Below are 13,802 nucleotides of genomic sequence, written 5' to 3' on the forward strand. Positions count from 1 at the left end.
GCCCGGATCACCGTCCGAGACGGATCCGGCGTAGCGATGTCGGCAGTTCGATCCCCGAGCGCAGCGGTGGCAGTCACGGGCGGTCCGCCGCGGCGGCACGGCGACCGGCCCTGCGCTGCCCGTACCGGCGGCAAACCGCGACGTCATCACCTCGGTCATCTCCCGCACCAGATCAGCAACTACCCCCATCACGAAAGGCATATACGGCTGTGAGCGCCGGACGTTAGCCGGGCGTACGTCCGGTCGCGTCTGCATCGTTCTCGCAGACAGAAGTGCCGTTTTTCGAATGAGTTATTCGGGGTATTCCGTCGTAGGACGAGGAGGTCTGAGGAAATGCCTGTTTGGGGATGGATCTTGATCGCGGCGGTCGTCGTGATCGCCGTGCTGGCGGTCATTGCGTCCCGCTCGGTGAGCAGTCGCAAGAGGACCGAACGGCTGAAGGAACGATTCGGTCCCGAATACGAGCGGACCGTCGGGGAGGTCGGCGACCAGAGCGCCGCGGAAGACGAACTCGCCGCACGGGAACGAAAGCGAGAGAAGCTCGATATCGTGCCGCTGTCGCCCGATGCGCGAGCGAAGTACGCGGACTCGTGGCGGACGGTGCAGATCGAGTTCGTCGACAATCCGTCCAGCGCGGTCGGAGCTGCGGACCGACTCGTGATCCACGTCATGCGCGAACGGGGCTACCCGATCGACGACTTCGACCAGCGGGCTGCGGACATTTCGGTCGACCACCCGAAAGTCGTCGAGAACTACCGCACGGCGCACAACATCTTTCTGTCGCAGGAGCAGGGCGACGTCGGTACGGAGAAGCAGCGCGAGGCGTTCGTGCACTACCGCGCACTCTTCGAAAAATTGCTCGAGACGGACGAGACCAAAGACAAGCCAGAGGAGACGCGCGCATGACCACCCAGGATCAGCAACCCGAGAACATTGGATCGGTGGCGGAGTCGTCACCCGCACCCGCACCCGCCGGTCCGGCCGAGCAAACCGGACCTCCGGCTCAGGCGGCAGAACCTCCGACCGAGCAGACCGGACCCGCGACCCAGGCAGCCGAACGCTCGACCGAGCAGACCGGGCCGCCGGCTCGGGCAGCCGAACCTGCGACTCCGGGAACCGAACCGCCGGCAGCGAGGGACGAAACCTCGTCTGGACAGTCACTGTTCGCCGAGGACGAGCTTTCGGTCCTCCGACTACGCTGGGACGAGGTGCAGTCGAGCTTCGTCGACGATCCCAAACAGTGCGTCCAGAAGGCCGACGGCCTCGTACAGGATGTCGTCGACCGGCTGACAACCGGCTTCTCGGAGGCACGTTCGCGTCTCGAGGAGCAGTGGGCTCGCGGTGAAGAGGGCTCGACGGAGGATCTTCGTCTCGCGCTCAAGCGCTACCGCGAGTTCTTCCAGCGGTTGCTCACGGTCTGAGAGAGCCGAGGGAACAGTTTGTGGGCGTTGCGGGTGGTCGACGACCGCCACGTGGCGGGCGCGGGCTGCTCGGCGGCGTCGAGGGAGGCGATCTGGCGGGCGGGTCGCAGGGGTCCAGCAGTAGTCGCTGCCGTAGAGAACGCGGTCCGAGCCGAATGCGGTCGTCGGTGCCGGAATCTGGTGCGGGGAGGGAGTTCCGGCCGTGTCGAACCACATTCGGCGCAGCTGATCGGGAACGCTCGGGGCGTTCCCGCTGGGTTCCGGGATCAGCCCACGGTGCGAGAAACCGCAGAAAGTGCTCGTCGATGACATGGCGTGAGTTGTAGACCGCCGGTGCCACGATGGTCTCGTACATCCAGGCGTGAGCCGGTGTGTAGATCGCGGTGGATGGGGTCGAACGGCGCCATCGGCATCGTCTCGCTCCTTCGTATCCGGCCGTCGCGGCGCTCCGGCCCCGCCCTCCCGCTGGCGTGGCTCCGCGCCGTCGGTACTTCCAGACGGAGAGGATACGGGTGCGAGGTTCGGTACTGCACTGGGATGGACGTAATTCGGGCGGAGAATGCACTTTTGTTCCGAAGAGAATCGAGTCCGCAATACGTGATCCGACAGCTACGCTTTATTGGTTCGTTCGGTCAGTTTCCGTACCCGTCATTCTCAACGGAGGTTGGTATGAATGCCAAACCGTGCGGCGTGGGCTTAGTCATTCTCGCAGTGGCGATGTCTGCAGTCTCGTGTTCGTCGGGCAATTCGTCGGCTGACGACGGCAATTGTGTCCGCGCGACCGACAGCGAGTTGGATGCGCTTTTTACGAAATGGAATGATGCGCTGGTATCCGGGGACGCGAGCAAGGTGGCCGCGCTGTACCGCTCGGATGCAGTACTGCTGCCTACACTTTCGGTGCCGATCGCCGACACTCCCGTAGAGATCACGGCGTATTTCGTCAACCTGATCAAGACCAACGCCACCAGCCGAATGGTGGAGAGCTTCAAGTATTCGGAATGCAACCTCGCCTATAATGTGGGCCGTTGGGTCATCAATTCCAACGGTCAAGACGTGGAGGCCCGGGTGTCATGGGTCTATCGGTACGAAAACGGAAATTGGTTGATCGCCAACCACCATTCCTCGGTGAATCCCCAGAGCTGACGCATGCATGGCGCGTGTTTCCTGCCGACAGCAACCACCGCCGCAGACAGGGTGATCGTTCTGCGGCGGTGGTCACGCCATATCGTGATCTACGACGACGAGGTTGCCTGGCGCCCGGCGACATAGACCTCGGCAATCGACGACTCGCGGATCCCCATCAGCAGCCCGAACAGGGTCTGATCGCGGGCCAGGTCGGGATCGGCGGCGCGGACGGCGTTGCGCATCTGATGGTCGAGCGCGGGCGTGCCGGACGGGTCGACGACGATGAAGTCGGCTTCCTTCCCGACGTCGAAGTTGCCGAACCTGTTCTCCATGTCCAGGGCCCGGGCACCGCCGAGGGTGCCGATGAACAACATCTCGGCCGGATGCATCGACACCCCGTCATCACCCGGTTCGGTGATGTGCACCTTGAACGCATCGCCCAGGACCCGCGGAATCAGCCATTCGTCGCCGCCGCCGAAATCGGATCCCACCGAGATGGTGACGCCCGACGCGACGGTGCGCTTCCAGGGCATCGTTCCGGACCCCAGGAACAGCTGTGAGATCGGGCAGTGCGAGACGGACGTACCCGTCTCGGCCATCCGTTCGAGCTCGGCATCCTGACAGTGCACGCAGTGCGCGAGGATGGTCCGCCTGCCGAGCAGGCTCTTTCCGCCGACCGCCGAGCCGGGCAGGAACTTCCCGTCGTACGTGTCGAGGTACGAGTTCACCTGATAGGTCTGTTTGGTGGAATCGACCTCACCGGTGCTGGGGCGATTGTTCTCGTTGAGGTGGGAGTGCACGTACACCCCGCGGTCGCGCACCTCGTCGTACAGCTCGCCGAGGTTCTTCAAGGTCTCGGGCGTCACCGACAGCGAGAACCGCGGGATGATCGCCACGTGCAGCAGCGCGGTGGCGACATCGCCGGTGTCGGCGCCGTGCCACTTGTCGATTTCCTCGCGGGTGAGGCGGATGGCGTCCTCTTCGGAGGTCATCAGCGGCCGCGCGGTCTCGTCGCCGACGGTCTGGATTCCGCGACCGCTGACGATGCGCAGACCGGCCTTCTTCGTTTCGGTGAACAGTGCATCCTGAGCGTGGGGGAACGCCGATCCGAACACCATGGCGGCGGTGGTGCCGGCCGCGATACGGCGGTTGGTGAATTCGACGGCTGCCTGCTGCGCGAACTCGGGGTCGGCGAACTTCGCCTCCGACGGGAACATGCACAGGGTCAGCCACTCCAGCAGCTGGCCGCCGCCGTAGGAATCGCCTGCGTAGGTCTGCGGAAAATGGACGTGGGTGTCGACGAATCCCGGCAGCAGAAAACCGGGGCGATGGTCGTGCACCGTGGCGGACTCGTAGTCCGACGGAATCTCGACTCGATCCCCGCAGAACACGATTCGCCCGTTGTCGTCGAGCACCAGAGCACCGTCGGGAATCGATGTCAGAGCGGCCGCGGCTTCGGTCACTTTCGGCGCGCCGGCGATGTGGAAGATGTGCCCGAGGTGGGTGTGCGTTGCCATGTGCTGAACTCCCGTCGAGTGATAGCGGATCATGCCTTTTGCAACGAACTTCGGCTCCGGCAGCGCTCTCGCGACGAACACTGCCGCACTCACGATTGGATTCGTACCCGCATTTACAATGCCACGGATCGACCCCGGCGTGCGGCTGAACAGGTACAACGGAAGATCTGCCTGTGCGTGCCCTTTCGCACGCGGGAGAGGGTCACGCCGGGTCGGTGCCTCCGGGGGGCCGGCGGCGCTGGTGGAACCGTGCACGCTGGAGATCGAGGAGTGTCGCGCTCTCGGCATCGACTTGCTGTTGCCGACGGGTGATTGCGACGCGGACGGCGGCGGTGTGTCGGTCCAACTCTGCTGCACGGTCGTCGGCGTCTTCGTCGTCGAGGAGGTACGCGGCTGCCCGGTCGCATCGAATCAGCAGTTGTTCGTAGGCGAGGCGGCTCGGTGCCTGCTCGTCGAGTTGCGTCGTCGCGATGCGTCCCACCAATTGCAAAGGGATGCGCAGTAATTGGTAATTGATTCGCAAAAAGGTGATCGGCACGGCGCGCAATGTTGTCACGATCGGCGATGCTAGCGCTCGTGGACGACACGTGCGGAGCATTTCGGGCCGACCCGGGATCGGAGACGCAGCCGAGTGGACCGGTACGCGCTCCCCCGGAGTGTCAGCTTGGAGCGAACGCGGGCATAGCCGGCGGCGTCCCGGCGCTGTAGTGATTATGGGTGAGCTCGACGAGTTGGACGGATACTCGCGGACGGTGGTGTCGGTCGCCGATGCCGTGCTGCCGAGTGTGGCCAGTCTGGGTGTGCGCACGTCGCGGGGGAGTGGATCGGGAAGCGCGACCGTCATCACCGACGACCGACTCTTGTTGACGAGTGCGCACGTCGTCGCCGGTGCGAGCGAGGCGGAGGCGGCGTTCACGGATGGGACCACGGTTCGCACCGACGTCGTCGGACGTGACCCGTTGTCCGATCTGGCCGTCCTGCGTGCCCGAGGCGATGTTCCGCCTCCGGTGGAACTCGGTGATGCCGCGTTGCTGAGGGTGGGACAACTCGTCGTCGCCCTGGGCAATCCGCTCGGTCTGGCGGGCAGCGTGACGGCGGGCATCGTGTCCGCCCTGGGCCGTTCGTTGCCGACGGAGTCGGGGCGCGTGATCGATGAGGTGATCCAGACCGATGCGGCGTTGAATCCGGGGAACAGCGGGGGCGCGTTGGCCGACAGTGCGGGCCGGCTGGTCGGGGTGAATACCGCTGTCGCGGGGATCGGGGTGGGGCTGGCCGTGCCGATCAACTCGACCACACGGCGGATCATCGCCGCACTGATATCGTCCGGGCGCGTGCGGCGGGCCTGGTTGGGGATCGCGGGAATGCAGGTTCCGTTGCCGCCGACGCTGCAGCAGCGGATCGGGTCGAAGACCGGGTTGCAGGTGGCCGGCGTGTCCCGGGGCAGTCCGGCCGCGGAGTCCGGGCTTCGGCGCGGCGACATCATGGTCGAACTCGACGGCGAACCGATCGTGACGACGACCGCGGTTCAGAAGCTGATGGTCGAGGATGCGATCGACCGGGAGATCGAGATCACGGTGTGGCGCAACGGTGCGCTCGTGGATGTGTTCACTCGTCCACGCGAACTCAGGACCTGACGAGCACACGGCAGTCGCGCGGGTCGGAACCGGTTCGAGGATCAGCTATGTCGGGTCGGCTACCCATCGAGGGTCGCGGCCGGACAGGCCGATCAGCCGTTCGATGAGCGGTGCGGACTCCGGAACTGCCACCGGCGGTCCGAACAGACCCGGTGTGCCGCTGGGGTTCTGTTCGGCAGACGCCTTCACGAACTCGTACGCGGCCGTGAGCAGTTCCGTGTCGCAGCTGAAGCTCTGCCCGGTGGCGACAGCGAGGTCCCAGCCGTGCACGACGATCTCATCGATCGCGACGGCTCCCGCGACGTCGGCTGGCAGGTCGAGCCCGCCGGCCTTGGTCATCCCACACCACGCCGTGTCCTCACGCCAGGCAACGGCCAGTGCGGCCAATCGCTCCGGAATACGATGGCGCCACTCGGTGCCCAGCCGGGCGGCGTCGGCGGACGGGGGTTGGCTGCCTTCGTCCAGCGGTGCCTTCGTCGCGGCGGCGGTGAAGGCCGACGACAGCCCGTCGACGTGGTCGAGGAGATCACCGACGGTGAGCTGCGGACAGGGGGTCGGTGCGGTGAGCTGCTCGTCGCGTACGCCGCTGACGAGGGCGGCCATCACGTCGGTGGCGGGTTCGAGATCGAACATCGTGAGGCACTCCTCTTGTTGGTCGCCGAGTGCCGGTCGCTGACCGTGGCAGTCCTACGCTACGACGGACCTCAGCACCGCGGTCGAAGAACGGAGCATCGCATCGGTGGCCTGTCCACCGGATCACTCGATGCGTTCGGTGAGGTGGATGGTGACGGTGTCGCCGGGACCCTTTCCGATGGCCGTCCGGGTGTCGGCCTTCACGGCAAGCTTGTGGGTGCCGTCGCCGAGGGCCATGAACGAACTTCGGAACGGGTGACCGTCGATCGTTCCGCGAATCTTGACCAGGCCGCGAGTTCCGAAATACGTCGCGGAGTCCGGCATCACCACGTACGTCCAGGCTCCCTTGCCGGGGCCGCGGATCAACGTGGCCGTGAACGATCTGTCCAACGGGCCCGGTCTGCAGGCAGGCAATGATGTGTGCGGCACGGTCGTCTCCTTCCGGGTGGGGATACGGGAATGTTTCGTCCTAGAGGTTGACCTCGCGCCGAAGCGAAACTCATCGGTCGCCCGCGTGCGTAGAGACTCCCAGCATGTTCCCAGCTGGAAGCCGAGTTCTCCCGCGCTGACGCCGAGTAGCGTCCGGGCATGACCTCACGTCTCGCCCTGATCGCCGCGCCGCTTCTCGTTGTTGTCGCGATCGTTTCCGGATGCAGTTCAGGAAATGGTGACGGCTCCGGGAACTCCACACCGTCCGCGTCTGCCGTACCGTCGACTTCGACCGCCGCCCGCAGCAGTTCGACGGATTCGACCACCGGGGCCACAGTGTCTCAGGTTGATCCGAACACTGCCAGCGAAAGTCAGATCGCGGCCGCATTCACTGCCGCCGGGGTCGCCAACGCGGACAAGTGGGCCAAGGAGGTCACCGAATACGGGCCGTACACGCCCGACACCATCTCCGACACCCTCACGAAGGAACTCGGCAAATATGGCATCGATCAGCAGACGCTCCACACCATCCTCGGTGTCCTCGCCCCGCAGTAGCCGGTGCGTGCGATGACCGGGACGTATCCGGTGTCACCGGCCGCTACCGCCGGCAACGACGCGAGAGGGGGCGTGCTGGTCGCGCGGTTCCAACGGTGGCTGCTCGGATTGTCGTTACTCTCCTGCATCTTCGTTGCCGTCGAGTTGGCCTCGTTACGCCACTGGAAGACCGCTACTCAGTATGTGCCCTGGTACGTCCTGGCGGTGATCGCCGTTTCGGGGCTTGTCGTGGCACTCGCACCGACACGTCTCGGCGTGCTCCAGGCACGGGTGGTTTCATCGGTGTCGGTGCCCGCCGCACTGTTCGGGGTGTACGAGCACGTCGCTGCAAACCTCGAGACCGGGGTCCTCGACCACAGATACGACTGGACCGCCCTGCCGGGATGGGAACATCTCTGGCTCGCATCGACCGGTGCCGTCGGCGGAACCCCGGCGCTGGCCCCGCTCGTGCTCGCACTGGCGGGCACACTGCTCGGTCTCGCCACCGTCGGAATGACCGCGACGGCCGGGGACCGGCTCGCACCCCGGTAGAGCACAATAATCGGACGCGAATCCTATGCTGCGCTCGTTGAGAATTCGCTGAGAAACGGGCTCCGGTCGCGTCTGTGTGAAATGGCTGAGCGCCACGACGATCTGGAGCGGATCGTCATTCCTGATAGTGCGCTGAGAATGGCAGGCGCGGGGTTTTGTTACGGGCTTGTGCTGGAATAGCATTGGCGTGCTGCCCATCGCTGCAACCGATACGAGGCAGTAGATCGGCCCTCCTCTTCAGGCGAGTGGAGAGGGGCCGGTACAAAGGCTCCCGCCGGCGCAGAACCAATTTGCACGGGCGGGAGCCTTCGGTGTGCTCGCCGTACTACTGAATTCCGCGTCGGCGGGATGCCACGCCGTGCGCAGCGGAGTGGAAACGCTACGCACGGCATCGAGTGTACAGGCGCGAATAACACACGCGCTCATTGTTATTCGGCCATATCGACACGCAGCTCAGTTGAGTTTCTGTGGCACACCGTACGTCATGACGGTGTCACCGTTGGCGGTGACTGCCGTGGCGTACGGACGGATGGTGACCGGACCGACCGCGCCGGAGATCGAACCGTGAACTCCCTGCATCCGCACCGTGGCCGCCGGACCGTCGAACGACTGATTCTCGAGGAGCGGCACGGTGGTGATTCCGCCCGGTTCCAGGTCGATGTCGAGTTCCTGCGACGGGATGATGTCACCGACGAGATCGGCGTGGTTACTCGCATTCAGGCTCAACGAGGGGTCCGGGACGAGCCCGAGGTCGATGCCGTTGCTGGTACCGATCGCGAACCCCAATCCAGGTGAATTGAGGACGATGGTCGCGCCGGTCAAGGATATCGGGTAACCGATCTGGTAGCCGACGGTCAGTTTGGTGCCCTTGAACTCCGAGGCGTTCGGTCCGGTGATATCGACCCCGGCGTAACCGTTGTGGAAGAACTCGACGCTGGTCGGCACCCCGTCGAGCGGCGGAACAGCCTGGAACTGTGTATCACCCTGCAGGACTTCGATGCGATTGCCTCGCGCGTCGACGACGGAACTGGAATTGTCCACCCCGGCCATGGCGGTGCCGTTGCTCATGGTCAGTCCCAGCACCGCGATTCCCACGACTGCGACTGCGCGAGTGAAGATTCGGAACCCACGGCGGGAGGTACCGGTGTCTTTCATGTCTACCCCATTCTGAGTGCACTTCGATCGAGACGAGAAGGAACGCCGAGCGTATCCAGTGGGGGAATGCGGCGTCCTCGTAATGATGAGAAGTTCACGAAATCGCCTTGTATTCAACAAATTTGGGCGATTTGTCCGCGCGGGAGCGACGAATGGGGCGGCCACGCACGAGGGCAGGTGGTGCCCTGGCGTGAGCAGGTGTCAGCTGCGTGCACGCCGTGGGACGAGCGGTCCGTTTCCGCCGCTCGACGCCGCGGTCGACAGGACTGGGTGCCACGTGGGGGATCAGCTACGACCGCGGACGCGACGGTAGCACCGGCTCGCTGAAGATTCGCTGTGAAATCCGTGATGCCGGGGCCCACTCACTGCCGCACAATGCCCTGCGGCCGGGCATCACCGGTTGACGTGGTGGCGTGCCGCCGCGAGCTCGTCGGGTGTGCCGAGGGCTATCAGAATCGTGCCGGACTCGAGTGTGAGGGTGGGTGCCGGATTGGCGACGAACTGACCCGAAACAGGCCGCACAGCTAGGAGCAACGCGCCACTCGTCTCCTGGAGTCGCATCTGCGCGAGCGTACATCCCACCCACGGTGATGCGACCGCGACCGTGATTTCTTCCATCCGGTAGTCCAGGCTTTCGTCGTGCATGACGACGTCGAAGAATTCGGCCACGTGAGGTTGCAGGGCAAAAGATCCCATCCTGCGGCCGCCGATCAGTTGCGGGTTGACCACCCTGTTCGCTCCCGCCCGCACGAGTTTGGACATCGATCCCTCGTTGCGGGCGCGCGCGATGATGACCAGATCGGGGCGCAGCGCCCTGCTCGACAACGTGACGTAGACATTGTCAGCATCGGTGTCGAGTGCGGAGATCAACGCATGCGCATGCGCGATGCCGGCAGCTTCGAGGGTGCGGTCGTCCGTCACGTCGCCGACGACGGTGGGATGTACAACGTCCCGGAGCCTGTCGGGATCGCGGTCGATGACGACGATTTCCCGGCCGAGGGAGGTGACGTGCTGCGCACTCGCAGTGCCCACCCGACCCCAGCCGCAGATGATGATGTGGCCGGTCATCCGGCTGATGCGTCGATCCATTCGCCGTCTTTCCATGAGGTGGCGCAGATGGCCTTCGATGAGCGCCTCGAGGAGGACGCCGAACATGTAGAGCGCGGTGCCTACCCCCGCCAGGATCAAGACGATCGTGAACAACTGTCCGACACCGGTGAGCGCGTGTACTTCGCGGAATCCCACGGTCGTGATCGTGGTGACGGTCTGATAAAGCGCGTCCAGAAGCCCGAAGCCGAGGACGAGGTAACCGACCGTTCCGATGACGACAACCAGCGCGAACGCGAGGAGTGCTCGGGCGATCCGTCTCAGGGGACTCACCGCATGATTGTTCCCCCGGAAGGGCGATGGCGGGTCAATTTCCGGCATCGAAACGGTCGACAGCCGATGCCATTGCCAGCAGACTCCCAGGTTGCTGACAGGCCCCGTACAACCGGGCGTGCATGAATGTGGTGTGACAACGACGACGACACCATCGGCACCCCCGCTCGTACCCCTGGGCCTCCCTGGAATCACCCGGTGGGAGCGCGGCGGACTGGCGGCACTGCTCGTCGGTACGGCGGCGATGTATCTGTGGAACATCACGGTCAACGGAATGGGGAACCAGTTCTACGCTGCCGCCGCCCAGGCAGGCGCCGCCAACTGGGAGGCGTTGCTGTTCGGATCGCTCGACTCCGGAAACTTCATCACCGTCGACAAGCCACCCCTCTCGCAATGGGTCATGGGCCTGTCCGGGCAGATCTTCGGCTTCAGCAGCGCCAGCATGATGATCCCGCAGGCGATGATGGCGGTCGGTGCCGTCGCCCTGCTGTACGCGGCCGTGGCGCGGATCAGTGGCCGAGGTGCCGGTTTGCTCGCCGGCGCCTCGCTCGCGCTGACCCCGGTGGCCGCATTGATGTTCCGGTTCAACAATCCCGACGCGGTGATGGTGCTGCTGATGACGGCTGCTGCCTACTGCACGGTGCGTGCGACCGAACGGGCGAGTGCGAGGTGGATCGCCGTGGCCGGCGTCGCGTTGGGTTTCGCATTCCTGTCCAAGATGCTCGAGGGGCTGATGCTGCTGCCGGCACTCGGGCTCGCCTACCTCGTCGCCGCTCCGGCCCCCGTGCGCAGTCGGTTGGCGCATCTGATCGGCGCAGCGGCCGCGCTCGTCGTGTCGTCCGGGTGGTACGTACTGCTCACCGTGCTCTGGCCCGCATCCTCCCGCCCGTACCTGGCAGGGTCGACGGACAACAGCTTCATGAATCTGGTCTTGGGCTACAACGGGTTCGCCCGCGTTCTCGGCCGCAACCACCAAGGCGGCGGACAGGGGCCCGGACCGGGGCCAGGAGCATCCCCGTTCCGGACAGGGGAGGTGCCGAATGCCGGTGGAGCGATGACCGGGCAATCCGCTCATGGGGGATTCGGCGGGTTCGGTGGTCAGGTGCAGGGACTGCCCCGGTTGTTCACCGGTGAATTCGGGTTCGAGATCTGCTGGCTGCTGCCCGCGGCACTGCTCGCGACCGCCCTCGTCGTCGCGTCGCGGTGGCGGACACCACGCACCGACCTGGTGCGGGCGGGCGTGATCGTATTCGGCGGCTGGACGATCGTCGACGGGCTCGTACTCAGCTACATGCAGGGCACCATCCATCCCTACTACACCCTGTCCATCGCCCCGGCGATCGCGGGAGCGTTCGCGGTCGGTGCCGGCGAAATGTGGGCAAAGCGGGCATCATGGCTGGGACGAGCCGGTATGGCCTCGCTCGTGCTCACCGCCGGGATCTGGGCCTGTTGGATACTGGGCCGCAACAGCAGCTGGTTCCCACCGCTGCGATGGACGCTGCTCGCGCTGGCGGTGATCTCCGCCCTCGCGATAGCGCTGACCCCGGCGGGGCGCCGGGCCCGCTGGCTCACCGCAGCGGCGCTCGCGGCCGGTGTGATCGCATCGCTCGGGGGATCCACCGCGTATGCCATCGCGACGATCGGACAACCGCACGCCGGCGGCGGCCCCACCGTCGGACCTGCCGCAACCGATCCGCCCGGAAATCTGGGAGGAGGCGGAGGCCGGTTCGGGGACGCCCCGGCCGATCCGCACCTCGATGCCCTGCTCGCGGCGACCACGACCACGTGGTCTGCGGCGATCGACCGTTCGTCGCCCGCCGCCGCCCTCGAACTGTCCAGCAATACCCCGGTGATGGCGATCGGCGGGTTCACCGGCACCGACCCCACCCCGACGCTCGACCAGTTCATTCGGGACATCACCGATCACCGGGTGACCTATTACATCGTCCAGAGCAGAGGCGACGACCGCCCGCAGGATTCGACGCCGGGGACAGACGGGGGAGCAGCGAACACCGGGCGGGCCGACAGCCGCCACTCCGAGATCGCCGACTGGGTGGCGGCCCACTTCCCCGCCGAGACCGTCGGCTCGGCCACCGTGTACGACCTCTCCGGCTACTCGGGGTGAGCAGGCGACGAGGACCGGACTCTCGCCGTCGCGGTCATCACCCACGGAGGCGGTCATCATCTCGTGATACATCACCGGATCCGACCCCGGCGAGCGTGCGGCGCAATGTCTGCAGTGCCCGATGTTGATCGAGGAGCACCTCGCCGGGTGTACGACCGAGTGAGGTTGCGGTGTCTTCGATGTCGAGTCCGAGGATCAATCGCAACGTCAGAACGTCGCGTTCGGGTGTAGGCAATCCGGCGAGGCCGGTCGATGCCGGATCGCGGCGATCCGACGTGGGTATTCGCGCAATCAGCCGAGTCGTCGTCGCGCACACGAGGCGGAGGAACGGTTCGTCCGGCATGGTGTGGCCCCCGAGCGTGCGCAAGACTGACGTCCAGGCGACGTCGGCAACCATGTCCGCGACTCCGGGGGTGAGCTCGGCGCGGCATCGGCGCACCACCATCGGCCGCACGGCCGCCGACAGCCGCGCCATTGCCTCATCGTTGCCCTTTGCCGCCGCCGCGGCGAGACTGTCGAGCGAATCATGTTGGAGTGCAGGTCTCATCGTGGCCACACCCGCCTCTCCGTGAGTGGACTGTGTCGACCAGTTCAGGCCCGCATCCTGGATCTCAGCTGGCACGAACCTGGCAGTTTCCTGGCAAGGATCCGCCGAGCCCGGTCGCCCCTTCGATCGCCCGCTCGGGTTTGCCATTTCCGTGCGAATCGGCGCAGCGATCGGTATCCGTTGTCGCTGACCAGCACGCGGATCGTCGCCAGCAGCCGTTGAGCGGTGTCGATCACCGCCGCGGTCCACGATGCCTTGTGCGGGTCAACGCCGATCACTATCCGGGTTCCATCCGTGTCGACTCCCTGTGTCATCACCATTCCTCCCCTCGGTCCGAAGCGGTAGCGAGGAAGGAACACCAACTTCGGGCTTTCCGACGCGTACCGCCTTCCATTTGTTCGGGGCCCGTCAGATGACTTCATCCGGAGCGTCATCTCTTCTGGGAGGCGACCCATGAGGCGATCGGTGTGAGTGATGCGAAGCCTCACTTGATGAGGATGCGTTCGACGTGGCCGTCGATGGGGCGTGGAGACAGCACCAAGGATTCGGCGATGGCGCGGTTGCTCAATCCTTCTGCCACCAGCTTCGCGATCTCGTCTTCTCGTTTCCTCAGGATCGATCTTGCGGGTGCACTGGCGCTGCGGGCATTGCATGGTGCGGGCGTCGAGGTGGTGTCGGCCTCTTCGGCGTGGTCGTCGTTGACAGGGACGCTCGACACGCGGCACGCCACCACTGAGTCGAGGGGAGGGG

At 65.4% G+C, this 13,802-nt stretch carries 15 protein-coding genes; 7 read left to right on the plus strand and 8 right to left on the minus strand.

The features are described from left to right. The first annotated feature begins 333 nt into the window (after positions 1-333). The 3 genes from H0B43_RS32500 (at position 334) to H0B43_RS32510 (ending at position 2,564) form a co-directional block, all read left to right on the plus strand. Positions 334-906: a hypothetical protein gene (locus tag H0B43_RS32500; protein WP_185724189.1), complete on the plus strand. Its 573-nt coding sequence runs from the start codon at positions 334-336 to the stop codon at positions 904-906. Next, the gene (locus H0B43_RS32505) at positions 903-1,421 is read left to right on the plus strand and encodes a hypothetical protein (RefSeq protein ID WP_185724188.1); all 519 of its coding nucleotides are present in this window, start codon (positions 903-905) and stop codon (positions 1,419-1,421) included. Before H0B43_RS32500 ends, H0B43_RS32505 begins: the two co-directional genes overlap by 4 nt. Before the next feature lie 669 nt (positions 1,422-2,090). Further along, positions 2,091-2,564, plus strand: a complete 474-nt coding sequence (locus tag H0B43_RS32510; RefSeq protein WP_185724187.1) for a DUF4440 domain-containing protein — start codon at positions 2,091-2,093, stop codon at positions 2,562-2,564. 89 nt (positions 2,565-2,653) lie between these two features. Here the strand turns inward: H0B43_RS32510 and H0B43_RS32515 are convergent, their stop codons facing one another. Together H0B43_RS32515 and H0B43_RS32520 are read right to left on the minus strand one after the other, a co-directional pair. Then, the gene (locus tag H0B43_RS32515) at positions 2,654-4,063 is read right to left on the minus strand and encodes a guanine deaminase (RefSeq protein WP_185729725.1); all 1,410 of its coding nucleotides are present in this window, start codon (positions 4,061-4,063) and stop codon (positions 2,654-2,656) included. A 202-nt stretch (positions 4,064-4,265) separates the two neighbouring features. Then, on the minus strand, positions 4,266-4,661 hold the full coding sequence (locus H0B43_RS32520; protein WP_213015303.1) for a hypothetical protein: 396 nt from the start codon (positions 4,659-4,661) through the stop codon (positions 4,266-4,268). A gap of 115 nt (positions 4,662-4,776) precedes the next feature. Here H0B43_RS32520 and H0B43_RS32525 point away from each other — a divergent pair, with 115 nt between their 5' ends. After that, the gene (locus H0B43_RS32525) at positions 4,777-5,697 is read left to right on the plus strand and encodes a S1C family serine protease (protein ID WP_185724186.1); all 921 of its coding nucleotides are present in this window, start codon (positions 4,777-4,779) and stop codon (positions 5,695-5,697) included. Between the two features lie 45 nt (positions 5,698-5,742). On the opposite strand, the gene H0B43_RS32530 is transcribed toward H0B43_RS32525, so the two are convergent. Together H0B43_RS32530 and H0B43_RS32535 are read right to left on the minus strand one after the other, a co-directional pair. Next, complete coding sequence (locus H0B43_RS32530; RefSeq protein WP_185724185.1) at positions 5,743-6,330, minus strand: TIGR03086 family metal-binding protein; 588 nt, start codon at positions 6,328-6,330, stop codon at positions 5,743-5,745. Between the two features lie 123 nt (positions 6,331-6,453). Beyond that, positions 6,454-6,759 (minus strand): DUF1905 domain-containing protein, encoded by a 306-nt coding sequence (locus tag H0B43_RS32535; protein ID WP_312033641.1) that lies wholly within the window; start codon positions 6,757-6,759, stop codon positions 6,454-6,456. A 159-nt stretch (positions 6,760-6,918) separates the two neighbouring features. On the opposite strand from H0B43_RS32535, the gene H0B43_RS32540 reads away from it, so the two are divergent. Together H0B43_RS32540 and H0B43_RS32545 are read left to right on the plus strand one after the other, a co-directional pair. Next, complete coding sequence (locus H0B43_RS32540) at positions 6,919-7,314, plus strand: hypothetical protein (protein ID WP_185724184.1); 396 nt, start codon at positions 6,919-6,921, stop codon at positions 7,312-7,314. Between the two features lie 12 nt (positions 7,315-7,326). After that, the gene (locus H0B43_RS32545; protein ID WP_252189674.1) at positions 7,327-7,845 is read left to right on the plus strand and encodes a hypothetical protein; all 519 of its coding nucleotides are present in this window, start codon (positions 7,327-7,329) and stop codon (positions 7,843-7,845) included. A 453-nt stretch (positions 7,846-8,298) separates the two neighbouring features. Here H0B43_RS32545 and H0B43_RS32550 read toward each other — a convergent pair whose 3' ends face one another. Together H0B43_RS32550 and H0B43_RS32555 are read right to left on the minus strand one after the other, a co-directional pair. Next, on the minus strand, positions 8,299-9,000 hold the full coding sequence (locus H0B43_RS32550) for an MspA family porin (RefSeq protein ID WP_185724183.1): 702 nt from the start codon (positions 8,998-9,000) through the stop codon (positions 8,299-8,301). Between the two features lie 393 nt (positions 9,001-9,393). Continuing rightward, a complete protein-coding gene (locus H0B43_RS32555; protein WP_185724182.1) occupies positions 9,394-10,428 on the minus strand; it encodes a potassium channel protein in 1,035 nt (344 codons plus the stop codon). 85 nt (positions 10,429-10,513) lie between these two features. Here H0B43_RS32555 and H0B43_RS32560 point away from each other — a divergent pair, with 85 nt between their 5' ends. Further along, on the plus strand, positions 10,514-12,505 hold the full coding sequence (locus tag H0B43_RS32560; RefSeq protein ID WP_397517434.1) for an ArnT family glycosyltransferase: 1,992 nt from the start codon (positions 10,514-10,516) through the stop codon (positions 12,503-12,505). A 37-nt stretch (positions 12,506-12,542) separates the two neighbouring features. On the opposite strand, the gene H0B43_RS32565 is transcribed toward H0B43_RS32560, so the two are convergent. After that, positions 12,543-13,052 (minus strand): RNA polymerase subunit sigma, encoded by a 510-nt coding sequence (locus tag H0B43_RS32565; protein WP_185724181.1) that lies wholly within the window; start codon positions 13,050-13,052, stop codon positions 12,543-12,545. 484 nt (positions 13,053-13,536) lie between these two features. Then, positions 13,537-13,770, minus strand: a complete 234-nt coding sequence (locus H0B43_RS42935; RefSeq protein ID WP_312033639.1) for a LuxR C-terminal-related transcriptional regulator — start codon at positions 13,768-13,770, stop codon at positions 13,537-13,539. Between the last annotated feature and the right edge of the window lie 32 nt (positions 13,771-13,802).

The sequence above is a fragment of the Rhodococcus sp. 4CII genome, assembly GCF_014256275.1.
GTDB lineage: Bacteria > Actinomycetota > Actinomycetes > Mycobacteriales > Mycobacteriaceae > Rhodococcus_F > Rhodococcus_F wratislaviensis_A.

Coding starts and splice junctions, on each gene's coding strand:
- H0B43_RS32500 (WP_185724189.1), top strand. CDS start 334: ATGCCTGTTTGGGGATGGATCTTGATCGCGGCGGTCGTCGTGATCGCC.
- H0B43_RS32505 (WP_185724188.1), top strand. CDS start 903: ATGACCACCCAGGATCAGCAACCCGAGAACATTGGATCGGTGGCGGAG.
- H0B43_RS32510 (WP_185724187.1), top strand. CDS start 2,091: ATGAATGCCAAACCGTGCGGCGTGGGCTTAGTCATTCTCGCAGTGGCG.
- H0B43_RS32515 (WP_185729725.1), bottom strand. CDS start 4,063: ATGGCAACGCACACCCACCTCGGGCACATCTTCCACATCGCCGGCGCG.
- H0B43_RS32520 (WP_213015303.1), bottom strand. CDS start 4,661: ATGCTCCGCACGTGTCGTCCACGAGCGCTAGCATCGCCGATCGTGACA.
- H0B43_RS32525 (WP_185724186.1), top strand. CDS start 4,777: ATGGGTGAGCTCGACGAGTTGGACGGATACTCGCGGACGGTGGTGTCG.
- H0B43_RS32530 (WP_185724185.1), bottom strand. CDS start 6,330: ATGTTCGATCTCGAACCCGCCACCGACGTGATGGCCGCCCTCGTCAGC.
- H0B43_RS32540 (WP_185724184.1), top strand. CDS start 6,919: ATGACCTCACGTCTCGCCCTGATCGCCGCGCCGCTTCTCGTTGTTGTC.
- H0B43_RS32545 (WP_252189674.1), top strand. CDS start 7,327: ATGACCGGGACGTATCCGGTGTCACCGGCCGCTACCGCCGGCAACGAC.
- H0B43_RS32550 (WP_185724183.1), bottom strand. CDS start 9,000: ATGAAAGACACCGGTACCTCCCGCCGTGGGTTCCGAATCTTCACTCGC.
- H0B43_RS32555 (WP_185724182.1), bottom strand. CDS start 10,428: ATGCCGGAAATTGACCCGCCATCGCCCTTCCGGGGGAACAATCATGCG.
- H0B43_RS32565 (WP_185724181.1), bottom strand. CDS start 13,052: ATGAGACCTGCACTCCAACATGATTCGCTCGACAGTCTCGCCGCGGCG.